The 21,037-nt window shown below is 44.1% G+C and carries 19 protein-coding genes; 12 read left to right on the forward strand and 7 right to left on the reverse strand.

Annotated features, from left to right (window positions below):
- The first annotated feature begins 273 nt into the window (after positions 1-273).
- The 11 genes from flgB to flgL all read left to right on the forward strand — a co-directional run bounded on the left by flgB (position 274) and on the right by flgL (position 11,070).
- Positions 274-678 carry a flagellar basal body rod protein FlgB gene (flgB, locus tag Q9312_RS01645; RefSeq protein WP_309202782.1) on the forward strand — a complete coding sequence of 135 codons (405 nt, stop codon included), beginning with the start codon at positions 274-276 and terminating at the stop codon, positions 676-678.
- Positions 679-680: 2 nt separating this feature from the next.
- A complete protein-coding gene (gene flgC / locus Q9312_RS01650) occupies positions 681-1,097 on the forward strand; it encodes a flagellar basal body rod protein FlgC (protein ID WP_309202783.1) in 417 nt (138 codons plus the stop codon).
- A gap of 22 nt (positions 1,098-1,119) precedes the next feature.
- Complete coding sequence (locus Q9312_RS01655; protein WP_309202784.1) at positions 1,120-1,806, forward strand: flagellar hook assembly protein FlgD; 687 nt, start codon at positions 1,120-1,122, stop codon at positions 1,804-1,806.
- Positions 1,807-1,877: 71 nt separating this feature from the next.
- Complete coding sequence (gene flgE, locus Q9312_RS01660; protein ID WP_309202785.1) at positions 1,878-3,158, forward strand: flagellar hook protein FlgE; 1,281 nt, start codon at positions 1,878-1,880, stop codon at positions 3,156-3,158.
- A gap of 90 nt (positions 3,159-3,248) precedes the next feature.
- Positions 3,249-3,989 (forward strand): flagellar basal-body rod protein FlgF, encoded by a 741-nt coding sequence (gene flgF / locus Q9312_RS01665; RefSeq protein ID WP_309202786.1) that lies wholly within the window; start codon positions 3,249-3,251, stop codon positions 3,987-3,989.
- Between the two features lie 111 nt (positions 3,990-4,100).
- On the forward strand, positions 4,101-4,889 hold the full coding sequence (gene flgG / locus Q9312_RS01670; RefSeq protein ID WP_309202787.1) for a flagellar basal-body rod protein FlgG: 789 nt from the start codon (positions 4,101-4,103) through the stop codon (positions 4,887-4,889).
- 34 nt (positions 4,890-4,923) lie between these two features.
- Positions 4,924-5,607, forward strand: a complete 684-nt coding sequence (gene flgH, locus Q9312_RS01675; protein ID WP_309202788.1) for a flagellar basal body L-ring protein FlgH — start codon at positions 4,924-4,926, stop codon at positions 5,605-5,607.
- Between the two features lie 16 nt (positions 5,608-5,623).
- A complete protein-coding gene (locus Q9312_RS01680) occupies positions 5,624-6,718 on the forward strand; it encodes a flagellar basal body P-ring protein FlgI (protein WP_309202789.1) in 1,095 nt (364 codons plus the stop codon).
- Between the two features lie 9 nt (positions 6,719-6,727).
- Positions 6,728-7,810 (forward strand): flagellar assembly peptidoglycan hydrolase FlgJ, encoded by a 1,083-nt coding sequence (flgJ, locus tag Q9312_RS01685; protein ID WP_309202790.1) that lies wholly within the window; start codon positions 6,728-6,730, stop codon positions 7,808-7,810.
- A gap of 71 nt (positions 7,811-7,881) precedes the next feature.
- The gene (flgK, locus tag Q9312_RS01690; RefSeq protein ID WP_309202791.1) at positions 7,882-9,867 is read left to right on the forward strand and encodes a flagellar hook-associated protein FlgK; all 1,986 of its coding nucleotides are present in this window, start codon (positions 7,882-7,884) and stop codon (positions 9,865-9,867) included.
- A 9-nt stretch (positions 9,868-9,876) separates the two neighbouring features.
- Positions 9,877-11,070 (forward strand): flagellar hook-associated protein FlgL, encoded by a 1,194-nt coding sequence (gene flgL / locus Q9312_RS01695; protein ID WP_309202792.1) that lies wholly within the window; start codon positions 9,877-9,879, stop codon positions 11,068-11,070.
- An 82-nt stretch (positions 11,071-11,152) separates the two neighbouring features.
- On the opposite strand, the gene Q9312_RS01700 is transcribed toward flgL, so the two are convergent.
- From Q9312_RS01700 to Q9312_RS01730, 7 genes are all read right to left on the reverse strand, one after another.
- Positions 11,153-11,704: a GNAT family N-acetyltransferase gene (locus Q9312_RS01700; RefSeq protein ID WP_309202793.1), complete on the reverse strand. Its 552-nt coding sequence runs from the start codon at positions 11,702-11,704 to the stop codon at positions 11,153-11,155.
- Positions 11,688-12,008 (reverse strand): hypothetical protein, encoded by a 321-nt coding sequence (locus Q9312_RS01705; protein WP_309202794.1) that lies wholly within the window; start codon positions 12,006-12,008, stop codon positions 11,688-11,690. The genes Q9312_RS01700 and Q9312_RS01705 overlap by 17 nt, the downstream gene beginning before the upstream one ends.
- A complete protein-coding gene (gene fliS / locus Q9312_RS01710; RefSeq protein ID WP_309202795.1) occupies positions 12,005-12,397 on the reverse strand; it encodes a flagellar export chaperone FliS in 393 nt (130 codons plus the stop codon). Before fliS ends, Q9312_RS01705 begins: the two co-directional genes overlap by 4 nt.
- A 22-nt stretch (positions 12,398-12,419) precedes the next feature.
- A complete protein-coding gene (gene fliD / locus Q9312_RS01715; RefSeq protein ID WP_309202796.1) occupies positions 12,420-13,805 on the reverse strand; it encodes a flagellar filament capping protein FliD in 1,386 nt (461 codons plus the stop codon).
- 391 nt (positions 13,806-14,196) lie between these two features.
- Positions 14,197-14,649, reverse strand: a complete 453-nt coding sequence (locus Q9312_RS01720) for a flagellar protein FlaG (protein WP_309202797.1) — start codon at positions 14,647-14,649, stop codon at positions 14,197-14,199.
- A 128-nt stretch (positions 14,650-14,777) separates the two neighbouring features.
- Positions 14,778-16,439 carry a flagellin N-terminal helical domain-containing protein gene (locus Q9312_RS01725; protein ID WP_309202798.1) on the reverse strand — a complete coding sequence of 554 codons (1,662 nt, stop codon included), beginning with the start codon at positions 16,437-16,439 and terminating at the stop codon, positions 14,778-14,780.
- A gap of 273 nt (positions 16,440-16,712) precedes the next feature.
- The gene (locus Q9312_RS01730) at positions 16,713-18,374 is read right to left on the reverse strand and encodes a flagellin N-terminal helical domain-containing protein (RefSeq protein WP_309202799.1); all 1,662 of its coding nucleotides are present in this window, start codon (positions 18,372-18,374) and stop codon (positions 16,713-16,715) included.
- Between the two features lie 770 nt (positions 18,375-19,144).
- Between Q9312_RS01730 and Q9312_RS01735 the strand changes: the two genes are divergently transcribed.
- Positions 19,145-20,881, forward strand: coding sequence for a sulfotransferase (locus Q9312_RS01735; protein ID WP_309202800.1), 1,737 nt, complete (start codon positions 19,145-19,147; stop codon positions 20,879-20,881).
- Positions 20,882-21,037 lie beyond the last annotated feature (156 nt).

The raw sequence follows: 21,037 nt of genomic DNA on the forward strand, positions 1-21,037 counted from the left end.
TTCCTTGCCGTGTCTAGGGTTTGTCTCTATTTAAGTTTCGATGTTATTCATTAGAATCATATTGCCGCTTTGAGCGGCTTCTCATTGCCGCTTTTCGATTTCTTCGCGCTAGATAATCATAAAATACTATATAAAACATGCAGTTACTAAGTCTCTTAATAGCTGGCATAGGTATTGCTGTAATCGATACAAAGTTATTAGTTAATACATCGTGGCTTTTAAAATTCAGGGTCTAAATAAAGGCTCTAAGAAAGCTAAAACTGGGAGAACGGCATGGCCATTTCATTCGATAAAGCGCTGGGTATTCATGAGCACACTTTATCGTTGCGTGCGAAACGAGCAGAAGTGATCGCGAATAACATTGCGAACGCAGACACGCCTGGGTTTAAGGCACAAGAGCTAGATTTTCAATCGGCCCTGAATAATGTGATGTCACAAGAGGGCTTTAAAGGCTTAACCAAAACCCATGAAAAACATTTTAGTAGCCGTACTGGTGAGCTAGGCCCTGGGGCGGTTAAGTATTTAGTGCCTGATCAGCCCGATACAGGAGACGGAAACACAGTCGATAGTCAAAAAGAAATCGCTAAATACGGTCGGAACGCATTGGAGTATCAAACCACATTGCAGTTCTTGAGTAATAAATTCAAAGGCATTTCAAAAGCATTAAAGGGTGAATAACGATGGCGCTGTATAACATCTTCGACATTTCTGGATCTGCGATGAGCGCGCAAAGTGTTCGTTTGAATACGACGGCAAGCAATATGGCGAACGCAGAGAGCGTTGCTAGTAGTGTTAATGAAACTTACAAAGCACGGCATCCTGTGTTCAGCGCGGTCTATCAATCGGTTAATGGCAGCCCTTATGCTGGCGCCGGCGTTGATGTGGTTGGCGTTGTCGAAAGTGCCGCAGAGGCTCGTGTTAAGTATCAGCCAGACAATCCGATGGCCGATGAAAATGGGAATGTTTATTTGCCAAACGTCAACATTGTCGAAGAGATGGCAAACATGATTTCTGCATCACGTAACTATCAAGCCAATGTACAAATTGCCAGCACTGCGAAAACACTTTTGCAGCGAACTTTAACCTTGGGCCAATAATTGAAAACGTCGGAAACTGATTATGACCACGATAAATAATGAAACTAGCTCACTTTATAACGACCTTGGCTTGAACCGCGAAGAGAACCTCAATAACGGTAAAAAAGATCAACTTGGTCAATCGGATTTCTTGGCGCTGTTAACAACACAATTGGCGAATCAAGATCCTTTTGATCCGCTTGATAATAAAGAGTTCATTGCGCAAATGGCTCAGTTCTCAAGCCTTTCGGGAATGGAAGAGTTAAATACCAACTTTAATACGCTTGCGACATCGTTGACGGGTAGCCAAGCATTGCAAGCGTCTGCACTTGTCGGTCGATCTGTCATGGTGCCAACCAGTGTCGGGTATTTACAGCAAGGTCAAAGCATTGAAGGTCGCTTAAGTTTGCAACAGTCAACGCAAGATATCTGGGCTGAAGTTAAAGACAGTTCTGGCCAGGTAGTGCGTCGATTTGAAATAGGAAGCTACAGCCAAGGCGATTTAGATTTTGCTTGGGATGGACTGAGCGATAACGGAGAAGCGATGCCTGAAGGAGCTTATTCTATCAACGTGTTTGGTCGCGTTGGTGGTTCAACGGAACAATTAGGTACCGTGATTAAAGCGCAAGTCAATAGTGTGAATTTAGCCGGATCGAATGGCCAGGTAGTGTTGAACTTAACTGGGCTCGGTTCCGTTAATTTAGGCGACATCGATGAAATAGGTTTGTAGGTTAAGAAATCGTTTTAACAAGTTTTTATCAAATTTAAATTTAATAACGACAGTGTCGGGAGAAGTAGAAAATGTCATTTAATACAGCACTGAGTGGTCTGAATGCGGCCCAATCTGATTTAAATGTTACCAGTAATAATATTGCTAACGTATCTACCACGGGGTTTAAGTTCAGTCGCGCTGAGTTTGGCGATATTTTCGCAACTTCAACGCTCGGCAGTTCAAAAACCGCGATTGGTAACGGTGTTATTTTAAGTAACGTTGCACAGCAGTTTAACCAAGGTAACTTAGAGTTTACTTCTAACACCTTAGATCTTGCTGTTTCAGGTCAGGGTTTCTTTGTATTAGAGCCCAGTCAAAATAATGAGAATTTATCGTTCACACGTGCCGGTGAATTTGGCGTGGATGCCAATGGTTTTGTGGTCAATTCATCGGGTGCTCGATTACAAGTGTTTCCAACGAATCCCGATGGAACCGTAACCGCAACCGCTTTATCAAGCACTCAGCCATTGCAAATTCCACAGTCAGCGGGTTCTCCTACCATGACAACAGAAATTGAAGTCGGGGTGAACTTGCCTGCAAATGCATCTGGACTCGATGTAAACTTATTTGACCCACTTTCACCGACAACGTTTAGTGCATCAACCTCATCAACAATTTTCGATTCGTTAGGTGAGAGTCATATTGCCACTATGTATTACGTTAAAGACGCTGCAACTCCTAATACATGGGCAGCTTACTATTATGTCGATGGAAATCCGGTGGATATTGCTGGTGGTACACCAGGATCGGGTGGCCAGTTATATCACACCGTTGAATTTGATGCGGCGGGTAGCTTTCAACAAACGACACCTGCAGCGCCAACCAGTGCTGCGCTAGGTTTTACCAATGGTTCGAACGCCGCGCAAACGATTACGTTTGATTATGCTAACAACAGCCCAACGCAATTTGCGTCTCCATTCACGGTAAACACGCTCGATCAAAATGGCGCAACCATTGGACGTTTGGCGGGCATAGAAATTAGTGAGACCGGAACCGTTCGAGCGAATTTCACCAATGGTCAATCTAATTCAATTGGTAAAATTGCCTTGGTTCGTTTTGCAAATCCACAAGGGTTGTCGCAATTAGGTAACAATGCATGGTCAGATACGATCGATTCAGGGCAACCACTTGCCGGTGAAGCATTAACCTCAAGTTTCGGTCAGATTCGCTCAGGCGCTTTAGAAACGTCAAACGTTGATCTAACTTCTGAGCTGGTCAACTTGATCACGGCGCAACGAAACTTTCAGGCCAACGCACGAACCATAGAAACAAACAATCAGGTCACCCAGACCATTATTCAGATTCGATAATAAAGAATAAGCCAGCGGATTAGTCTGCTGGCTCTTCAGTTTGGAAGTTTTAATTGATTCAGTTTTATAAATTATTAACAGGTGTAGTCAATGGATAAGATGGTGTACTTAGCGATGTCTGGTGCTAAAGAAAATATGTTAGCTCAGACCAAAACGGCGAATAATTTAGCCAACGCAAGTACGGTTGGCTTTCGAGCCGATCTCCATCAAGCACGATCAATGCAAGCGTTTGGTGATGGTCATCCTACGCGGGTTTTTTCGTTAACTGAGCGCCCCGGCTATCGTTTTGACAGTGGCGCATTAATGTCAACGGGAAATGACTTTGACGTTGCAGTCGAGGGCCAGGGTTGGATTGCGGTTCAAGGCGAAAATGGCCTGGAATCCTATACTCGACGTGGCGATTTGAAAATTAGTCCGAATGGATTGGTTACCAACGGCGCTGGGCATTTAGTGCTGGGTAATGGTGGTCCTATTGCATTGCCTCCATTCGACAAAGTGGACATCGGCAATGACGGTACAATTACAATTCGACCACAAGGGGCGGCCGCGACTGAAGCCGTCGTCGTCGATCGTATCAAGTTGGTTAATCCGAATAATGCCGATTTAATGAAGAATGAATTTGGTTTATTCCAACGCAAAGATAATGGTGTTGAACCACCTGATGCGGCCGTGACTTTAGTTACGAAAACACTCGAGAGTAGTAATGTCAATGCGGTTGAAGAAATGATCAATATGATCAGCTTGTCTCGTCAGTTTGAAATGCAAGTTAAGATGATGAAGACGGCCGAAGAAACTGGACAAGCCGCTGAGCAACTAGCAAGAATCTCGTAGATTTAAAGACACTCATAAAAAGTTGGCATGAAAATAGTATTGTTTTTTTAGTGAATCGTTTTTAACACAGAATTTTATCATTGAGCTTTATACAGACATTGGGAGTGAGGTATGCACCCGGCACTTTGGATTAGTAAAACAGGTCTTGATGCGCAATCGACAGATTTGCAAGTCACCTCTAACAACTTGGCGAATGCCAGTACTATTGGCTACAAGAAAAGCCGCGCGATCTTTGAAGATTTGTTTTATCAAACTGTGAGAGCACCTGGCAGTCAGTCGTCTCAAAATACCGAGTTGCCTTCTGGTTTAATGCTAGGTACGGGTGTTAAAACCGTCGCTACGCAAAAAGATTTTACGCAAGGTTCTTTTCAATTGACTCAAAATCAATTGGATATGGCGATTGAAGGTCCCGGATTTTTTCAGATTTTATTACCCGACGGACAAACCGCTTATACTCGCGCAGGAAACTTTGCATTAGATGATACGGGGCAAGTTGTTACCTCTGGTTCCGGCTATGTCTTGCAGCCTGGTTTAACGGTTCCGCAAGACGCATTGAGTGTTGATATTGCTCTTGATGGTAATGTGACCGTTCGCGTGCCCGGTAATGCCGCTCCGGTCAATATTGGGCAAATTCAAACCGCTAACTTTATCAATACGGCAGGATTACAACCCATTGGGCAAAACTTGTTTTTAGAAACAGGGGCCAGTGGCGCACCCATCGTTGGTAACCCATCAGAAAATGGACTAGGCAATATTCGAGGTGGGCAACTCGAGTCTTCGAATGTTTCGGTCGTTGAAGAGCTGATTGGCTTGATAGAAACCCAGCGTGCCTATGAAATTAATGCGAAGGTTATTTCCGGTGTCGATCAAATGCTGCAATACGTGAATCAACAACTTTAATGCTGCGTAAAAAGCTCCCAGTGAGGTTTATATTATGATGTTCCGAAGCCTTGTATCTTCTTTCTCTTTAATCGTGCTGTGTGGTTGTCAATCCTTTGTACCACCGGCACCTGATGATCCATATTTTGCACCAAAGTTACCGCAGACTGCTCAACAGCAACAGTTGTCTGGAGGTTCACTTTTTTCTACTAGCAATGAGATGCTTTTATACGAAGATAAAAAAGCCAATCGTATTGGAGACATCATTACGATTGAGTTAACCGAGGTTACCGACGCAACCAAAAAAGCAGATACAAAAACCAAGAAAGAAAGTGATGTGCAATTAGATAACCCTCTAATAGCAGGCAGAAATTATGTGTTTAATTCTGGTCAATCTTCGTTTGAAACGTCGCTGGGTATGGAGAACGAGTTTCGAGGTGAGTCAGAGTCGAAGCAGAGCAACAAACTTAACGGCACCATTTCGGTGACGGTACAAAATGTGTTACCGAATGGCAATTTAGTGGTTCGCGGAGAGAAGTGGATCACGTTGAATCAAGGCGATGAGTTTATTCGAGTCTCTGGCATTCTACGCCCACAGGATATTTCGGCTGAAAACACCGCAATGTCCTCTAGGTTGGCAAATGCCCGAATACAATACAGCGGCAAAGGCGCGTTGGCTGACTCAAACTCACAAGGCTGGTTGGCACGATTTTTTAATAGTAGTTGGTGGCCATTCTAATTCTTGAGAGCAAATTATGAAAAAGCTAACCGTTTTAACCTTACTAACCTTGTCCGTTTTCTGCGTTTCAATTGGCGCAGAACGAATTAAAGATATTGCATCAATTCAAGGAGTTAGAAGTAATCACCTGGTCGGCTATGGATTAGTTGTCGGCTTAGATGGCACGGGTGAGCAGACAGCCTACACAGCGCAAGCCTTTAAAACCATGTTAAGCCGTTTCGGCATAACTTTGCCGCAAGGCTTAACGCCAAAACTGAAAAACGTTGCCGCTGTTGCCGTACATGCTGAGTTACCGGCTTTTGCTAAGCCTGGGCAGACCATCGATATTACCGTTTCTAGTTTAGGAAATGCGAAAAGTTTACGCGGCGGCGCTTTATTATTAACACCACTTAAGGCCGTCGATGGGCAAATTTATGCACTAGCACAAGGGAATTTAGTGGTCGGTGGATTCGGTGCTGAAGGTGCTGATGGCTCTAAAGTGACCGTGAATATTCCAACGGCAGGTCGAATTCCGAACGGCGCAACGGTAGAGCGATTGGTGGCCAATAGTTTTGCCGAGGGCGATCATTTTGTCTTCAATTTAAACTATCCAGATTTTACGACCGCTAAGCGCCTTGCCAAATCGATCAATGACTTTGTCGGACCTAACACAGCAAAGCCTTTAGATGCAGCTTCTATTCAAGTAAGTGCGCCTCGTGATCCTTCGCACAGAGTTGCCTTTCTGTCAGCGCTTGAGAATGTAGAAGTTCAACCCGCAGATGCTCGCTCGCGTATCATTATCAATTCTAGAACCGGAACCATTGTGGTCGGTAAAAATGTCCGATTGAAAGAAGCGGCGGTTGCTCATGGGTCTTTGGTTGTCACCATTAATGAAAACCAACAAGTTAGTCAGCCTAATGCGTTTGCAGGTGGGCAAACAGAAGTGACCGAACAGTCGCAAGTAGACTTAGCTCAACAAGAAGCAAAAATGTTTCATTTTAATCCTGGTGTTTCTTTGGATGAATTAGTTCGAGCGGTAAACGCAGTCGGCGCTGCTCCTGGTGATCTTATGGCGATTCTAGAAGCATTGAAGCAGGCAGGAGCCATTCAGGGCGAGTTAGTGGTCATTTAGGTTATGCCGATGGAAACCTCTAACTATTACGATCTGAATAGCCTTAACCAATACCGCGATCAAGCTAAAGGGTCGCAGCGGGAAACGCTGAAAGCTGCAGTGAAAGAGTTTGAAGCCTATTTTTTAAACTTAATGTTAAAGAATATGCGCTCAGCGAATGAAGTGTTAGGCGGGGAACACGCACTAACCAGTAATGACGTTTCTTTTTACAATGAAATGCATGATCAGCAATTGGCCTTGCAACTTTCTCGGTCCAGTCAATTTGGCATCGGTGATATGTTATTTCAACAGTTGGCGCGAGCTCTGCCGAATGATAGTGACTCGAAGAACGATAAACTTGACACCGTTAATTTAGCAAAGTCAACGTCATCTGAAGTAGCTCCTTCAAGAGAGACACTTTCGATAAGAGAAACATCATCAGGAGAAACACCTTCGAGCAATTCGCAAGATAGGCACTCGATTTTACGATCGCGCACCAATACAAACATAAACTTCGGCCCTAGCCTAATCAATATCGCTGGCGATAATAAAAAGGTTAATGTTGAAGCTTCAAAGTTAAAACAAACCAATATTCAAGAAACTCAAGGCAGTCAGCCAAACCAACCGCAAAGCAGTGAGCATTCGACGAAGAAAAACTTTATTGAGCAAGTTAAACCGTATGCCATTGAGGCAGCCAAAAAAATTGGTGTTCATCCTGGTGTGCTAATCGCACAAGCAGCCTTAGAAACGGGGTGGGGACGATTCTTCAGTAAAACCAATTCTGGGGAACAATCGAATAATTTATTTGGCATTAAGGCAACGGGCAGCTGGCAAGGGGATTCGGTAAGTGCGATGACCATTGAATTCAACGATGGCATTCCGCAGCAAGTTAAACAAAACTTTCGAGCCTATGACAATATCGGTGAAAGCTTTAACGATTACGTCGAATTGATCAGTGAAAACCCTCGCTATCAAAGCGCTATTGAGAATAAAGATGATCCTGAAGCTTATCTAAGAAACATTCAAAATGGTGGTTACGCCACTGATCCTGATTACGCTAAAAAAATTCATCATATTTTTGTGCGCGAATCACTCAATCAAATAGTCGATTAATCGGCACGATACTTGCTCATATTCCTGTATGGACAAACACTTAGTACGATCAATCTATCCAGGAATTAATTATGTCAGGTAACTTTCTTGATATCGGTGTTTCTGGGTTACTTTCAACCCAAGCCGCTATAAACACGGTGTCGCATAATATTGCGAATGCCAACACTGATGGTTACAGCCGTCAGGTTACTCAAATTGACACGCGAACCCCGCAGTTCTTGGGTGGTAACTACATAGGGTCGGGTGCTGAGCTTGATGCGATTAAGCGTATTTTTGACGTCTCAACCGCATTAGAGCTGCAATCTAACCTTTCTCAGTTAAGTGAGCTAGAAGTCTATTTGGAGCAAGCTTCGCGCGTGGACAACTTGGTTGCAGACAGCTCAACCAGTTTAACAGAAGGCATTCAAGCGTTCTTTGCCGCAGTGCAAACGGTGGCTGACAATCCATCCTCATCGTCTGCGCGACAAGTCTTGCTGAGTCAAGCCAATTTATTGTCGGGTCGTTTTGAGACTTTGTATAAACAACTCGATTCGCAAACTCGTTCAATCAATATTGGCATTGAATCGGCCGCGGAAGAAATTACCGCTTTAGGGAAAAGTATTGCCGAGTTAAATGTAAAAATTTCCGCTGCAACCGGCGGCGGTTTAGGTGATCCCAACGATTTGATGGATCAACGAGATCGTCTCATCAATGAACTAGCCGATTTAGTGGATATAAAAACCATCAATCAGAGTGACAGTTCTATCAGTGTATTTGTTGGGACTGGGCAAGCATTAGTCGTCGGAGCTACGGCTAACACAATCACCGCGCAACCCAAAACCAGCGATCCTCGTAACTATGATATTTTTATTCAAAGTGGTGTGGGTAGCCTTCCGATAACTGAGACCATCAGTGGTGGTAAATTGGGTGGCTATTTACGAGTGCGAGATGAAATTATTGAGCCTGCGTACAACGTTATTGGCCGAGTTGCCATCGGAATGGCCGACACATTGAATCAACAACAACAGTTGGGCATGGATTTAAACAATGATCTCGGAAACTTATTTTTTACCGACATCAATGATCCCAGCGTCATCGGTCGTCGAGTGATCAGCGATACCAATAACACGGGTAATGCGGCGATTCAGATCCAAATTGATGACGTTAGCGCGTTATCGGATTCTAATTATCAACTGCGCTTTCAAGCCGGTAACTATATTTTAACCGACTCAACCTCCAACGCCACCATCGCAACCTTTCCACCTCCGGGTGCAACACCTGCAACGATCGCGGTACCGTCCGAAGGTTTTAGTATTATTATTGACAGCGGTGCGGCCGTGAATGGTGATCGCTTCGCGGTCTTCCCGACGCGAAATGGTTCGCTCGATATGAACGTAGCCATTACCAATCCTAATCAAATCGCGGCAGCCATGCCGGTAAAAGCCGAAGGTGATGTGAGTAATCTCGGTACTGCCGAAGTCACCGGTGTCAGTGTATTTGATACCACGACGCCACAATTTACTAACGTCGCTCAAGATCTCGACCCGCCTTTGGTATTTGAGTTTACCTCGGCAACCACTTTCAACGTACGAGATGCAAACACTAATGCCATTATCACTGGACCGGTTGCTGGTTTTGTACCGAATCAGGACAATGACATGTTAGCACTTGCTGGCTTAAATTATGGCTATGAAATTACCGTCAATGGTCAACCACAAAACGGTGATTTGATTAATGTTAGCTATAATACCAATGGTATTGGCGATAACCGAAATATGTTGTTGATGGCAGATTTACAACAGCAAAACACACTCGATAATGGGACTTCAAACTATCAGCAAGCATTTGCTCGTTTAGTGAGTGATGTGGGTACGCGTACTCAAGAATCTCAAATTAATCGTTCTGCAGCAGATAGCTTGGTTGCTCAAACACGAGAGCGACGTGAGTCAATCTCGGGGGTTAACTTAGATGAAGAGGCTGCAAAATTGATAAAGTTCGAACAAGCCTATCAGGCATCGGCGCAAATCATTCAAGTTGCACGAACGATTTTTCAGACCATTATTGATTCGACACGGTAGGATCACGCGATGCGAATTTCGACCAATCAGTTAAGTATGTCGGGCCTTAGAGAAATTTTAAACCGGCAAGCGGATCTACGTGACTTGCAACTACGTCTTGCCACGCAAAAAAAGTTTTTAACTCCAGCGGACGATCCTGTTGCCGCGACCAGTGTTTTGAACCTAGATACCGATATTGCGTTAACAGAGCAATATAATCGAAATGCTGATTTAGCTCAATCAAGTAATGAATTGGAAGAGTCAATTTTAAGCAGTGTGACTACGATCAATTTTAGAATTAAAGAGCTGTTTGTTAGCCTTGGTGATGGTGCTTACCAAGCAGAAGAGCTCAACGCGATAAAGTTAGAGCTGCAGCAGCGTCGAGATGAGTTAGTAGGGTTAGCAAACTCGAGGAATTCGTCTGGCGAATATTTATTCTCAGGATTTCAAACACAAACTAAACCATTTACTGAAGATGCCGCTGGCAACATTATCTATAATGGCGATCAAGGGCAAAGAAATTTACGTGTTAGCAGTGGCTTAACGGTACCAATCTCCGATTCTGGTTTTGATGTATTTATAAATAGCTTTAACGGTAATGGTAAGATTATAACTGGCTCAAACGCTGCGAATACGGGTACCGGCGTTATTGAACCCATCAATACCGGAAATGCTTCAATAGTCGATGATTTCGAAATTCAGTTCACATCGGATACAACATACGACATTGTGAATTTAACCACCGCGACGGTTATACAAAGTGGGACCTACACAGAAGGTTCTCGAATCAATTTCGCTGGCGTTGCGGTTGAGATCAATGGCACTCCGCTTAACGGTGATGTTTTTACCGTTAATCCTTCGCAACGTCAAAGTATTTTCGATACCCTCGACAATGTGATCAATGCAATTGAAAACTACGATAGTTCTGAACCAGGTCGCGCTCAGTTTCGTAACACAATGATTGCGATGGACGACTCGTTTGAAAACAATATGACAATGGTTGACAATATCCGTAGCAAGATAGGTACACGGCTCAACTCAATCGATGAAGAACGATCAACCAATCAAGGATTAATTCTGACTCAAAAGCAAACCTTGTCGAAACTACAAGATTTGGATATGGTCGAAGCTGCGAGTGAGTTGTCTCGACAAACAACGGTATTAGAGGCGGCGCAGTCGTCTTTTGTTCGGGTTCAAAACCTCAGTATTTTCCGCTTTCTTTAATCGATCGTTTTAGGGCTTTTATAACCTAGTTTCTCGTTTAGCCAGATTCTTTCGACGATTAGTTATTTTCAGAAAAATTGAGTTATTCGAGCATTTTACGTCGAGAAATTGAGATAGGTTGGTAGCCTTGAGCCTGCCAAAAACCATCGGCCAATGCGTTGTCATAGGTATGCTGGCATTCTATATTCTTGACGCCAGCGTCTAAACAACTTTGTTCAAAAAATGACAAAAGCTGTTTTCCGAGTTGATGTTTACGCCATTCTGGCTCAACCCACAATATCATGACTTTTCCAATGAGTGGGTTTGCGACGATGCCTTCGCCACTCAGTTGAATTTCTCCCAGTAAACAGCCCAAGGGTTGTTGCTTGTGATCAACACCGACAAGCGTCAATGCATTTTGATTGGTTAAGAGCTGCTGTACCCAAGTGGTTAAATTTTTTTCGATATTGGGATCAAGATCATCTATCTCGGAACTTTCGTGCCGTTGCAAAGATAGAATGGCGTTAACCAAGTAGGGCAGGTGTGTTTGATCGGCTAACTGTATGGATACATCAAATGGAGATTCACCACTCGATTGTTCAATGTTCGAAGGTGTCACAGAGCTTTGTGGGGAGCGTTTAGCGGTTATCGGCATACGCACGTGCAGCTTTAAATGAACTGCGCAGGTCAAGTCTTTGTTTGACCGATGATTTCTTCATTTGTTCCAACCGTAATAATTGGCGATCAATCTGCTGTTTAATTTCACTGGTTAAACGAGTGGTTTCAGTGGTCGCAGAATCGGGAGAAAGCTGTTCAAAAAAAGTATGTAAAAGGGAATCTCTCTCCGCTGAAAGGGACTCGGCAAAGTCCCACTGTTGATCATCCAAATGCTGATCGATCTCGTCGCCAATACTTAATGCTTTAAGTAATGCAGAGTGATTATTTAAGGCGCCCATCATTGTGCTTCGGCTTGCTCTTTGATGCCATCCCAACCTTCTTTTATTTCACTAAGCACACTGAGCACTTTATCGAGCTCTTCTGTTGAGTTCTGTATATTTGCGATGGCTAGCTGAGCGGTACAATAGTCATATAACTCATTAAGAGTGTTGGCGATTTCACCGCCTTTCTCTTTATCGAGACTGCCTTGCAATCCACCAATAATCGAAATGGCCCAACTGATGTGTTCACCTTTTTCAGCAACCATACTTTTCTTGATGAAGTATTTACTGCGATTGACTTTTTCAATAGCACCTTCAAGAAGCATTTGAATTAAGCGGTGAGGACTGGCATTTTCAACGTCAGTCGCTGTTCCGAGTTTCTTATATGCTAAAGCACCTGTTACGCCCATAGTGAATACCTTAAATAATTAATTAATCATCTTTCGAACTTTTGCCGGATGAGAATCCAGGTAAGTTCGCGAGTTGTGTTGCTAAAAAGCTGCTGGTGTTATTGTATTGCGCGACTAAAGCATCCATTGCGCCAAACTGTTTTTGTAAGCGAATGGTTAGACTTTCAATACGCAGTGCTAGTTGTTCACGCTCATCATTAATGCGATCGATTTGACCATTAAGCGACTCTTCTCGTTGTGCAATGACTCCTGTGGTACCGGCAAAAGAGTCGACGATATCAATGAGTCGATTGGCAATCCCATCATCAGCGGTGAACAATTCTTCAAAGGATGAGTAAGATTCGTCGATGGCTTTATCTAAGCGAGTTGTTGAAAAATTTAATGAGCCGTCGCGAGCAGTAGTAATACCCAGTGAGGTTAAGCTATTAAAGTCAGAACTCACACCTGAGACGGGTGTGGTTAATGCATTTCGAAGCTGTGATTCAACGGACCGGACTGTCGCATCGCCAACCAGTGGGCCTGGTGCGTTTTCATCAGTCGAACTTAGACCTTGAATGGTTGATATTAAGTTGTTAAATGCAGCAACTAACGCAGTGACTTTTGATTTGACACTCTCGGTGTCTTGTTTGATTGTTAAGGTTGTGGTTTCACCGGGGTCATTCACCACACCCGCAGTGATGGTGACACCTTCAATAATATCTTTAAATTCGTTACTGTCCCCGACTGATTGGTAACCATCGACTTTGATCGAAGCACTCGAAGCTGCTTCATCTAAATTTAAGTTAGTGGAGAGGGCGTCGAGCGCTGCATTGTCATTAGTGACAACTAAGTCATTGCCAGTGCCTGTTTCATTCGAGGTCAGTTTTAACAAACTACCCGTGTCGACACCGTCGCTCACGTTATTTAAAACGCTCGCAGTCACGCCGAAATTGGATTCATCGTCATTAATTTTAGCTTGAATGTCTTCTAATGTGTCAGTTGCTTCAACAACCACATCAAAGGTTTTGCCATTGGCTGAAAAGGTCAGGGTGCCTGCGGCAAATGTGGTTGAGCCTCCGCCAGTAAAAATTTGCGAGGTCAGTTCGCTGCCTTGAGCAAGCGATTCTACTTCAATATCGTACTTACCAGGTTGCGCTGAAGTTCCACCATTCACACTGATAAAGTCTTGTGTCGACAGGCTCGCCGTTTTGTTGTTGAAGGCACTTGGCAAGGTTAATGCGAATAGATTGCTTCGCACCTCTGATAAGGCAGAGCGTAAGTTTCCAAGGCCCGACAAGGTCAATTGAATATCGGATTCACGCCGAGCAAAAGCAGCTTGTTTTGGGGTCGCTTCAGCTCCGACGATCGCATCGATGATGCTGTTGACATCGATGCCAGAACCTATGCCACCAAAGGATATTGATCCCATTCTTTTTTACCTAAGTTATTACTTTGGTCACTTAGTAAGGTTATCGGAAAATAAAACACCGACTTTAACCTTCGAGTGAAAGATTTCATTAAAATTTCTAGACTGAAAAAGCATTAAAAGCCATTCCTTTGCACTCAATCTCGTTGGTTTAAAAAGGTTTAAATTTTTAGAACCATCAATCATACACAGTATAGTTGCTGCGAATGATTCTCGCGTGATTTCTGAGCTACAAGCAGTGGCTTAACGGCATTCAGACTAAAATTGTTTCAACCTTGTTTAATCAACACAGTCGATGGAACCTATTTGATTAAACACTCTTACTTCTGAAAGCAACATGCATGCCGAAATAGAACATGCAGTAATATAAAAGGGAGCCGAAGCTCCCTAATCATTACACTTCCTGGCGTATTAAAATGCCAGTGCTGGTTTCGCTTTCACTTTCGTTCAGCTCTTTCAATCGCTTGGAAAGTGTCAACATGTCTTCTGAAGGAATCTGCCTTATCAACTCGTCGGTTTTACGATCAAACACTTTAATCACTGTGCTTCCTGTAAATTCGTCGACTTGAAAGCGTAAACTGCGCTGTATATTTGACGCTGACTGGGTCAGTTCGTCTAATTTTTGTTGCAGTTCAGCAGCAGTTTCCTTAGTGTCGCGTTGGCTCTCTGGAGCACCAGCTTTCGTCTCGTCACTTGGTTTCAGCTTAGCCACGTTGTTACTGGGTTGGGCTGGAACCGCGTCACTTTTACTCAAGCCATCGGCTGCTGTTGATGTTTTAGGCGGCAAAGATTGACCGCTCGCCACATCAAGCGACTGAAAGTTTCCGGATAATGGATTAATAGCCATTTTCGTCACCTTCTATGAGCCGTGTGCAGCGATGTTATCGCTGCACTGAGCTTAATGGTTGCTCGCCATGCCATTAATGTTTGGACGATTAATTTCATGCGTTGTTCACCATTAAGCATTAGCTTGACCTACTGTAAAAGCGATAAGACTGACTGGCCTGAGGCGTTAGCCTGTGCCAAGATCGACAAGCCCGCTTGCTGCAGCACCTGAGACTTAGCCAAAGCCGCTGTCTCTTGAGCGTAGTCAGTATCTCTGATTCGTGATCGGGCAGCCGATGCGTTCTCAGAAATGTTCTGCAAGTTGTTGATCGTAGAGGATAGTCGATTCTGCACCGCACCTAAGCCAGCTCGCGTGTTGTCGATATTGGCTAGGGCACCATCAACGATGTCGATCGCACGTTGTGCGCCGTTGGCAGATGAGATATCGATAGATACCGCACTGTCTAGACTCGAACCATCATTGGCTGTGTAGTGACCACCCAGAGTCGCGTTAGCGACAGACACACCGCCTGCACCGCCGTTCAACTGGATTTGACCGCTGGTGATAAAGCCAGTACCCGTTGCAGTACCCGCAGTTACCGTACCACCCAAGGCGACGGTTTTAGTGCCGTAGAAGTTCATCACTTTAACTTGGAAGTCAGCAGAGGTAACCGAGGTGGCATTACCAGCGAACTGAATGTTACCCAAGGCGATGTTTTTACCTTCTTCGTTGATTAAGGTTAATGAAGCACCTTCAGCGACAGCAATGACCCCAGTTTCACCGGTTTTCGCATTGATTGCATCTGCAAAACCCGATAAGTCATAGGAATCATTAACGACCGCAGAAACGTCCACAGCGATGTTATTCGCACCGTACAAACGGAACGAGTAGGTACCTTCTTCAAGAAGATTGTTAGTACCACCACCGGCAACTTCACCACCGATTTTTACGATAGTTCGCGCATCAGCAGTTACACCACTTTCACCACCTTTACGGTTAATGGCAGCAGCAACATCAGCGGCATCTAACTCAACGTCAATGAAGTTTTCATCACTAGAAGCTGCAGAGAAGGTTACTGTGATTTCGGCACGGCCCAGTCCACCAGTAATGGCGAAGGCAGCAGTACCGGTTGCAGTAATACCCGCAGTAAGACCTTGCGCCTGGGTACGCTTGTAACGTGAACCGTCAAGGCCGGTTGTTACCGCATCAGCGAAGGTTGCATAACCACCCAACTGTGCAGCTGAACCTGCTGATCCAGTACCGTTTGACGTTGCGATACCGTTTAAGGTAAGGGCGTTCAAACCGATATCGGAAGCTTTAGCCGACCCAACGCTTACTGAAATGGTTTCGTTAGCACTTGAGCCAACCTGTAACGAACGTGAACCGAAAGAACCGTTCAATAGCTTTTGGCCACCGTAAGCGGTTGTTTCTGCGATACGTTGTAATTCAGATTGCAACTGACTAACTTCTTTTTGCAGTGCTGCGCGCTCTGAAGAGCTGTTGGTACCGTTCGCTGACTGAACCGCCAGGTCACGAATACGTTGTAAGATGTTGGTTGATTCTTGTAATGCACCTTCCGCTGTTTGCGCCAAAGAAATACCATCGTTGGCATTACGAGCGGCCTGGTTAAGACCTCCTATTTGTGACGTTAAACGATTAGAAATCTGTAACCCAGCTGCATCATCTTTTGCACTGTTGATTCGTAAACCAGTCGATAAACGCTGGAAAGAAGTTTGCAGTGCACTGTTGGTGCCGTAAAGGCTACGCTGTGCGTTTAGTGACGAAACGTTCGTCTGAATAACACTACCCATGATAAGTCTCCTGTTACCTTTGACGGATCGTCTGAGAAACGATCATCTACAAAGTGTTAACAACTAATGTCCGACCAACAATGCTGAGAACATATTGGCCTCAAAGCAAATATCGGCGGTCAAAAGGTCAACTTTAAACAGGAACGCAAAAAAATCATAACACTATGATTTTTCATGAGTTTTAGTGTTTTAAAAAAGGGCTCCGGAAGTGCCGGAGCCAATTAAATCCCTTAACGTACAGTTTCAAGGGGCCGTATTTCGGCGATCACGGGACTATCCTTGCAGTAGGCTCAACACCGCCTGACTGGAGGAGTTGGCTTGCGCAAGGATGGATAATCCCGCTTGTTGCAGCACCTGGTTTTTAGCTAGGTTAGCCGTTTCTTGCGCGTAATCGGTATCCTTGATGCGCGAGCGAGCGGCGGCTGCGTTTTCTGATATGTTTTGTAAGTTAGAGATGGTCGACTCGAGTCGGTTCTGCACCGAACCCAAGCTAGCTCGTAAAGAATCGATGGCAATAATAGCCCCATCTACGACTTTAATGGCCGACTGAGCGCCACCGGCCGTTGAGATACTCAAAGCGACGACCGAGTCTAACGAAGAGGCATCGTTAGTCGTATTATGGCCTGCTAGGTCAGCGTTAGACACCGCGAAACCACTGGCACCACCATTCAATTGGATCTGTCCTGATACCTGTAAGGTATTCGGTGTTCCATTGGCCGTGAAAGAGGCTGCTTGAGCGATGGTACGAGTGGCATTAAAGTTCATTAACTTCACATCGAATTGAGCACTGGTAACACCGCTTGTTTGTCCGGCAAAGGTGACGTTACCCAACGCAATGTTATCGCCATTTTCATTGATGATAGTAAGAGATGGACCATCGGCTATTGCAATGACGCCAGTTTCCCCTGTCGTTTGGTTAATCGAGTTAGCCAAGTTCGACAAGTCATAGGGGTCGTTCACGGTTGCTGCGACATCGACACCAATTCCATTGGCGCTGAACAGTCTAAAAGAGTAAGTACCTCGAGCCAGTAAAACTTCGCCACCACCGGCTGGATCGGCACCGCCGATTTGCATAACCGTACGAGCGTCAGCAGACACGCCACTTTCCGATGACTTACGATTAATCGCTGCGGCTATATCTTTCGCTGAAAGTTCAACATCTAAGCTCTCATCGGCCGTACTGCTGGTAAAGGCGATAGTAATTTCTGCACGACCTAAGCCTCCATTCACCGCAAATGCGCTGGTACCGGTAGCCGTGATAGCGCTGGTAACACCAAGTCCGCCCGTTCGTTTGAATTGCGAACCATCACCGGCGGTCGTCGCAGTTGAGAATGCGCCACCGACAGTAATAGCACCTAAACCGGCAGTTGCAGCTGCGGCAGACCCTGTGGTGACTGAATTGGCTTGTACCGTTAGTTTATTTAAGCCTAATTCAGTGCCGCGAGCCGAACCGATACTGACCGACACGGTTTCATTGGCGTTAGAGCCGACTTGAAAGGCTTGGCTACCAAAGGTTCCGTCGAGAATCTTTTTACCGCCAAAAGTCGTTGTATCAGCAATCCGGTTTAGCTCGGCTTGCAGCTGACTGACTTCTTGTTGCAAGGCTTGTCGTTCTGACGCGCCATTCGAACCATTGGCAGATTGCACCGCTAGATCACGAATACGTTGTAAGATTGTCGTGGCTTCGGCTAGTGCGCCTTCGGCCGTTTGCGATAGAGAAATACCGTCGTTAGCGTTGCGCACCGCTGCATTGATACCACCAATTTGCGACGTAAGTCGATTAGCGATTTGCAAGCCTGCCGCATCGTCTTTCGCCGAATTAATGCGAAAGCCTGACGATAATCGTTGAAAGGACGTTTGTAATGCGCTGTTCGTTCCAAACAGGTTTCGCTGCGCATTTAACGATGGAATATTAGTGGCAATCACATTACCCATAACATACACCTCACACTTTTCAGTGCAACCGCCCATGTATGTTGCGAAGTTTAATTAAATCCTGTTTACCAGGAGAGTTTTTGAGTTGACCGTCAATGCGCGTTAAACAGTATCAGTTATTGTTTATTGCTTACTTGCCAGTCATGTGAAAGCGATCTGAGAAACCGTCTTTCGAAAGGACAACTGAGAACCTGTCCGATTCACCATGGGTATCGGCGTGGCAAATTTCGACTTTAGAAAAAAAATGAAAAAAGCGGCAATTTTTTGCAGCAAGTGTCTGCAGAGCGGCAAAATCTTTCGAATGAAGGGCCGACCTAAAAGTGCAGTCAAATACCATCTTGGTAAGAAATAGTGAGATAAGATAAGGAAGAGTGTTTTCTAACCAATTGAATTATAAGAAAATAATAATTGAATAGCGGATATGAAGAAAACTTGGCACACCCGTTGCTACTAGGACAGTGTCTGAGATATTGAGTGAACAACCTAAAGCCCATGATAGGTCTCCACTTCACTATTGACGACATTTTCTCGAGAAAAAAGAGGCGAACTTTATGAATTGCTGAGAACGATGAATAAAGGTAACCCTCAGATAATAAAGAGGAGACGATTTAATTGCTGAGAACAATTGAATACTGAACCTCGGACGTACAGACAAGGGGTCGCAAGACCCCTTTTTTCGTCCTGCATTAAACTCACACGTTTTATGGCCGATATACTAAATTAATAAGTACCACATCAGTTACGAACGAATATTACATTGGGAGTGCGCTATGGGTAGCAAGCATGCAGTTCAGTCGACAGGCGGTAAATCGAAAGCGCCGTCGCTGTCATTGGTCGAAAAAAATCATGCCAAACAACATGAACGCGTTGTCAAACTGATGAAGAAAGCCGCTGCGTTGATGAACGAAGCTGAACTCTCAAAAGCTAAGAAGAAGTTAAGTATGGCATTAAAAATTGAGCCCGATAACTTCGACTGTTTACAAATGATGGCATTGATTTATCAACACGAACATAATTTAGAAATGGCGTTTAGCTACTATGAAAAGGCCATGTTGGCATTCAACCCTGAGTACATCAATCCTCGCTCTTACTTAAAAGTTCTTTTAAACGCAGGTCAGTTGGCGGCCGATATGGATCGGGCGGAAGAAGCGGAAGCTTTTTACACCGCAGTTTTAGAGTTGGATATGACCAATACCATGGCTTTAAGTAAACGCGCGCGTCTATATACCGAAATGGGTCAGTTAGAGAAAGCCTATGCTGACTACAAATCGGTAATCTTTTTCCCTGATCGTGAAGAGTATGCGCCGCTTGGGTTGCGCTTTACTGCTCATACGTCAATTATGCAATCGACTCATATCAAGCCAGATGAGTCAGACATCGAAATGTTAAAGAAAGATATTGAAGCAACGACTAATGATAATCACAAGATCAAATACGAATTTGCACTGGGTTTTGGACTTGAAAAATTGAATCGTTATGACGAAGCTTTCGAAGCCTTTAAACGAGCCAATGATCAAAAGCGTAAACGTATTTCTTACAGTCGCAAAGAGAACATGAACTCTTGTGATCGAATTATCGATATTTTTACCAAAGAAAATGTTGAGCGTTTTGCGGATATTGCCGATCACGACTTCAAACCGATTTTTGTTATTGGTTTGCCGCGAAGTGGTACAACCGTGACCGAATCTTTGTTAGGCGCACACCCCGAAGTTAACCCTGCGGGAGAATTAACCTATATTTCAGATATTGCCCTGAAAATTGCTTCGTTGGATGAAAAGAAATTTTACCCTGAACAGTTTTTAGACGTGTCCAAATCTTTCATCAAATCACAAATTCGATATTACAAAGATAATTCAAAACAGTTTTTAAAAGACGGCGCAACCACCTTCGTTGATAAAATGCCCGGGAATTTTATGAACATTGGTATCATATTGGCGCTGTTTCCGAATGCTCGCATCATTCATTTATACAAAAATCCGATGGATGCCTGCTTATCATTGTTTCGACAACATTTCGCTAATGGTCATCTTTATTGTTACAACATGGGTGATCTCGGCGGCTACTACCAGTCGTTTCGCAAGATTATGGAGCACTACAACAAAGAGTTCGGCGATAAAATTTATAACGTCTCCTATGAACACTTCGTTGAAAATATTGGTGAAGAAGCGCCTAAAATGTTCGCTCATTGTGGCCTTGAGTGGGATGACGAATATCTATCATTCTATAAATCAAAACGTCGAGTCAAAACGGCCAGTGTTCAGCAAGTCCGTAAAGGGATTTATACCTCGGCGGTTGAACGTTGGAGAAAATATGACAATGGCGATAATTTGATCATCTTGAAAAAAGCGTTGGCTGATTATATGGGTGACGAAATAAAAGAACAGGTCGCCGAGTTTGATCAACGCACCGCTGCAGAGTTAAAAGCTGTGCAAAGTAGTGATGATGTTAAGAATTTTGATATTCAAATAGACGGTGTGAACAAACCTCAGGTTATAAAACACGATTAAAAAGTAATCGATTGTTCATTTAGTGATCGAAAAGGGGGCTTTAGCTCCCTTTTTTATTGTTAAAACACGCGCAAAAAAAAAGGCCAAAAAATTGACAGATTACAAATGCCTGACTATTTATTATCATATCTTATTATAATATAAGCATTTCTTACT

Source organism: Pleionea litopenaei, assembly GCF_031198435.1.
Taxonomy (GTDB): domain Bacteria; phylum Pseudomonadota; class Gammaproteobacteria; order Enterobacterales; family Kangiellaceae; genus Pleionea; species Pleionea litopenaei.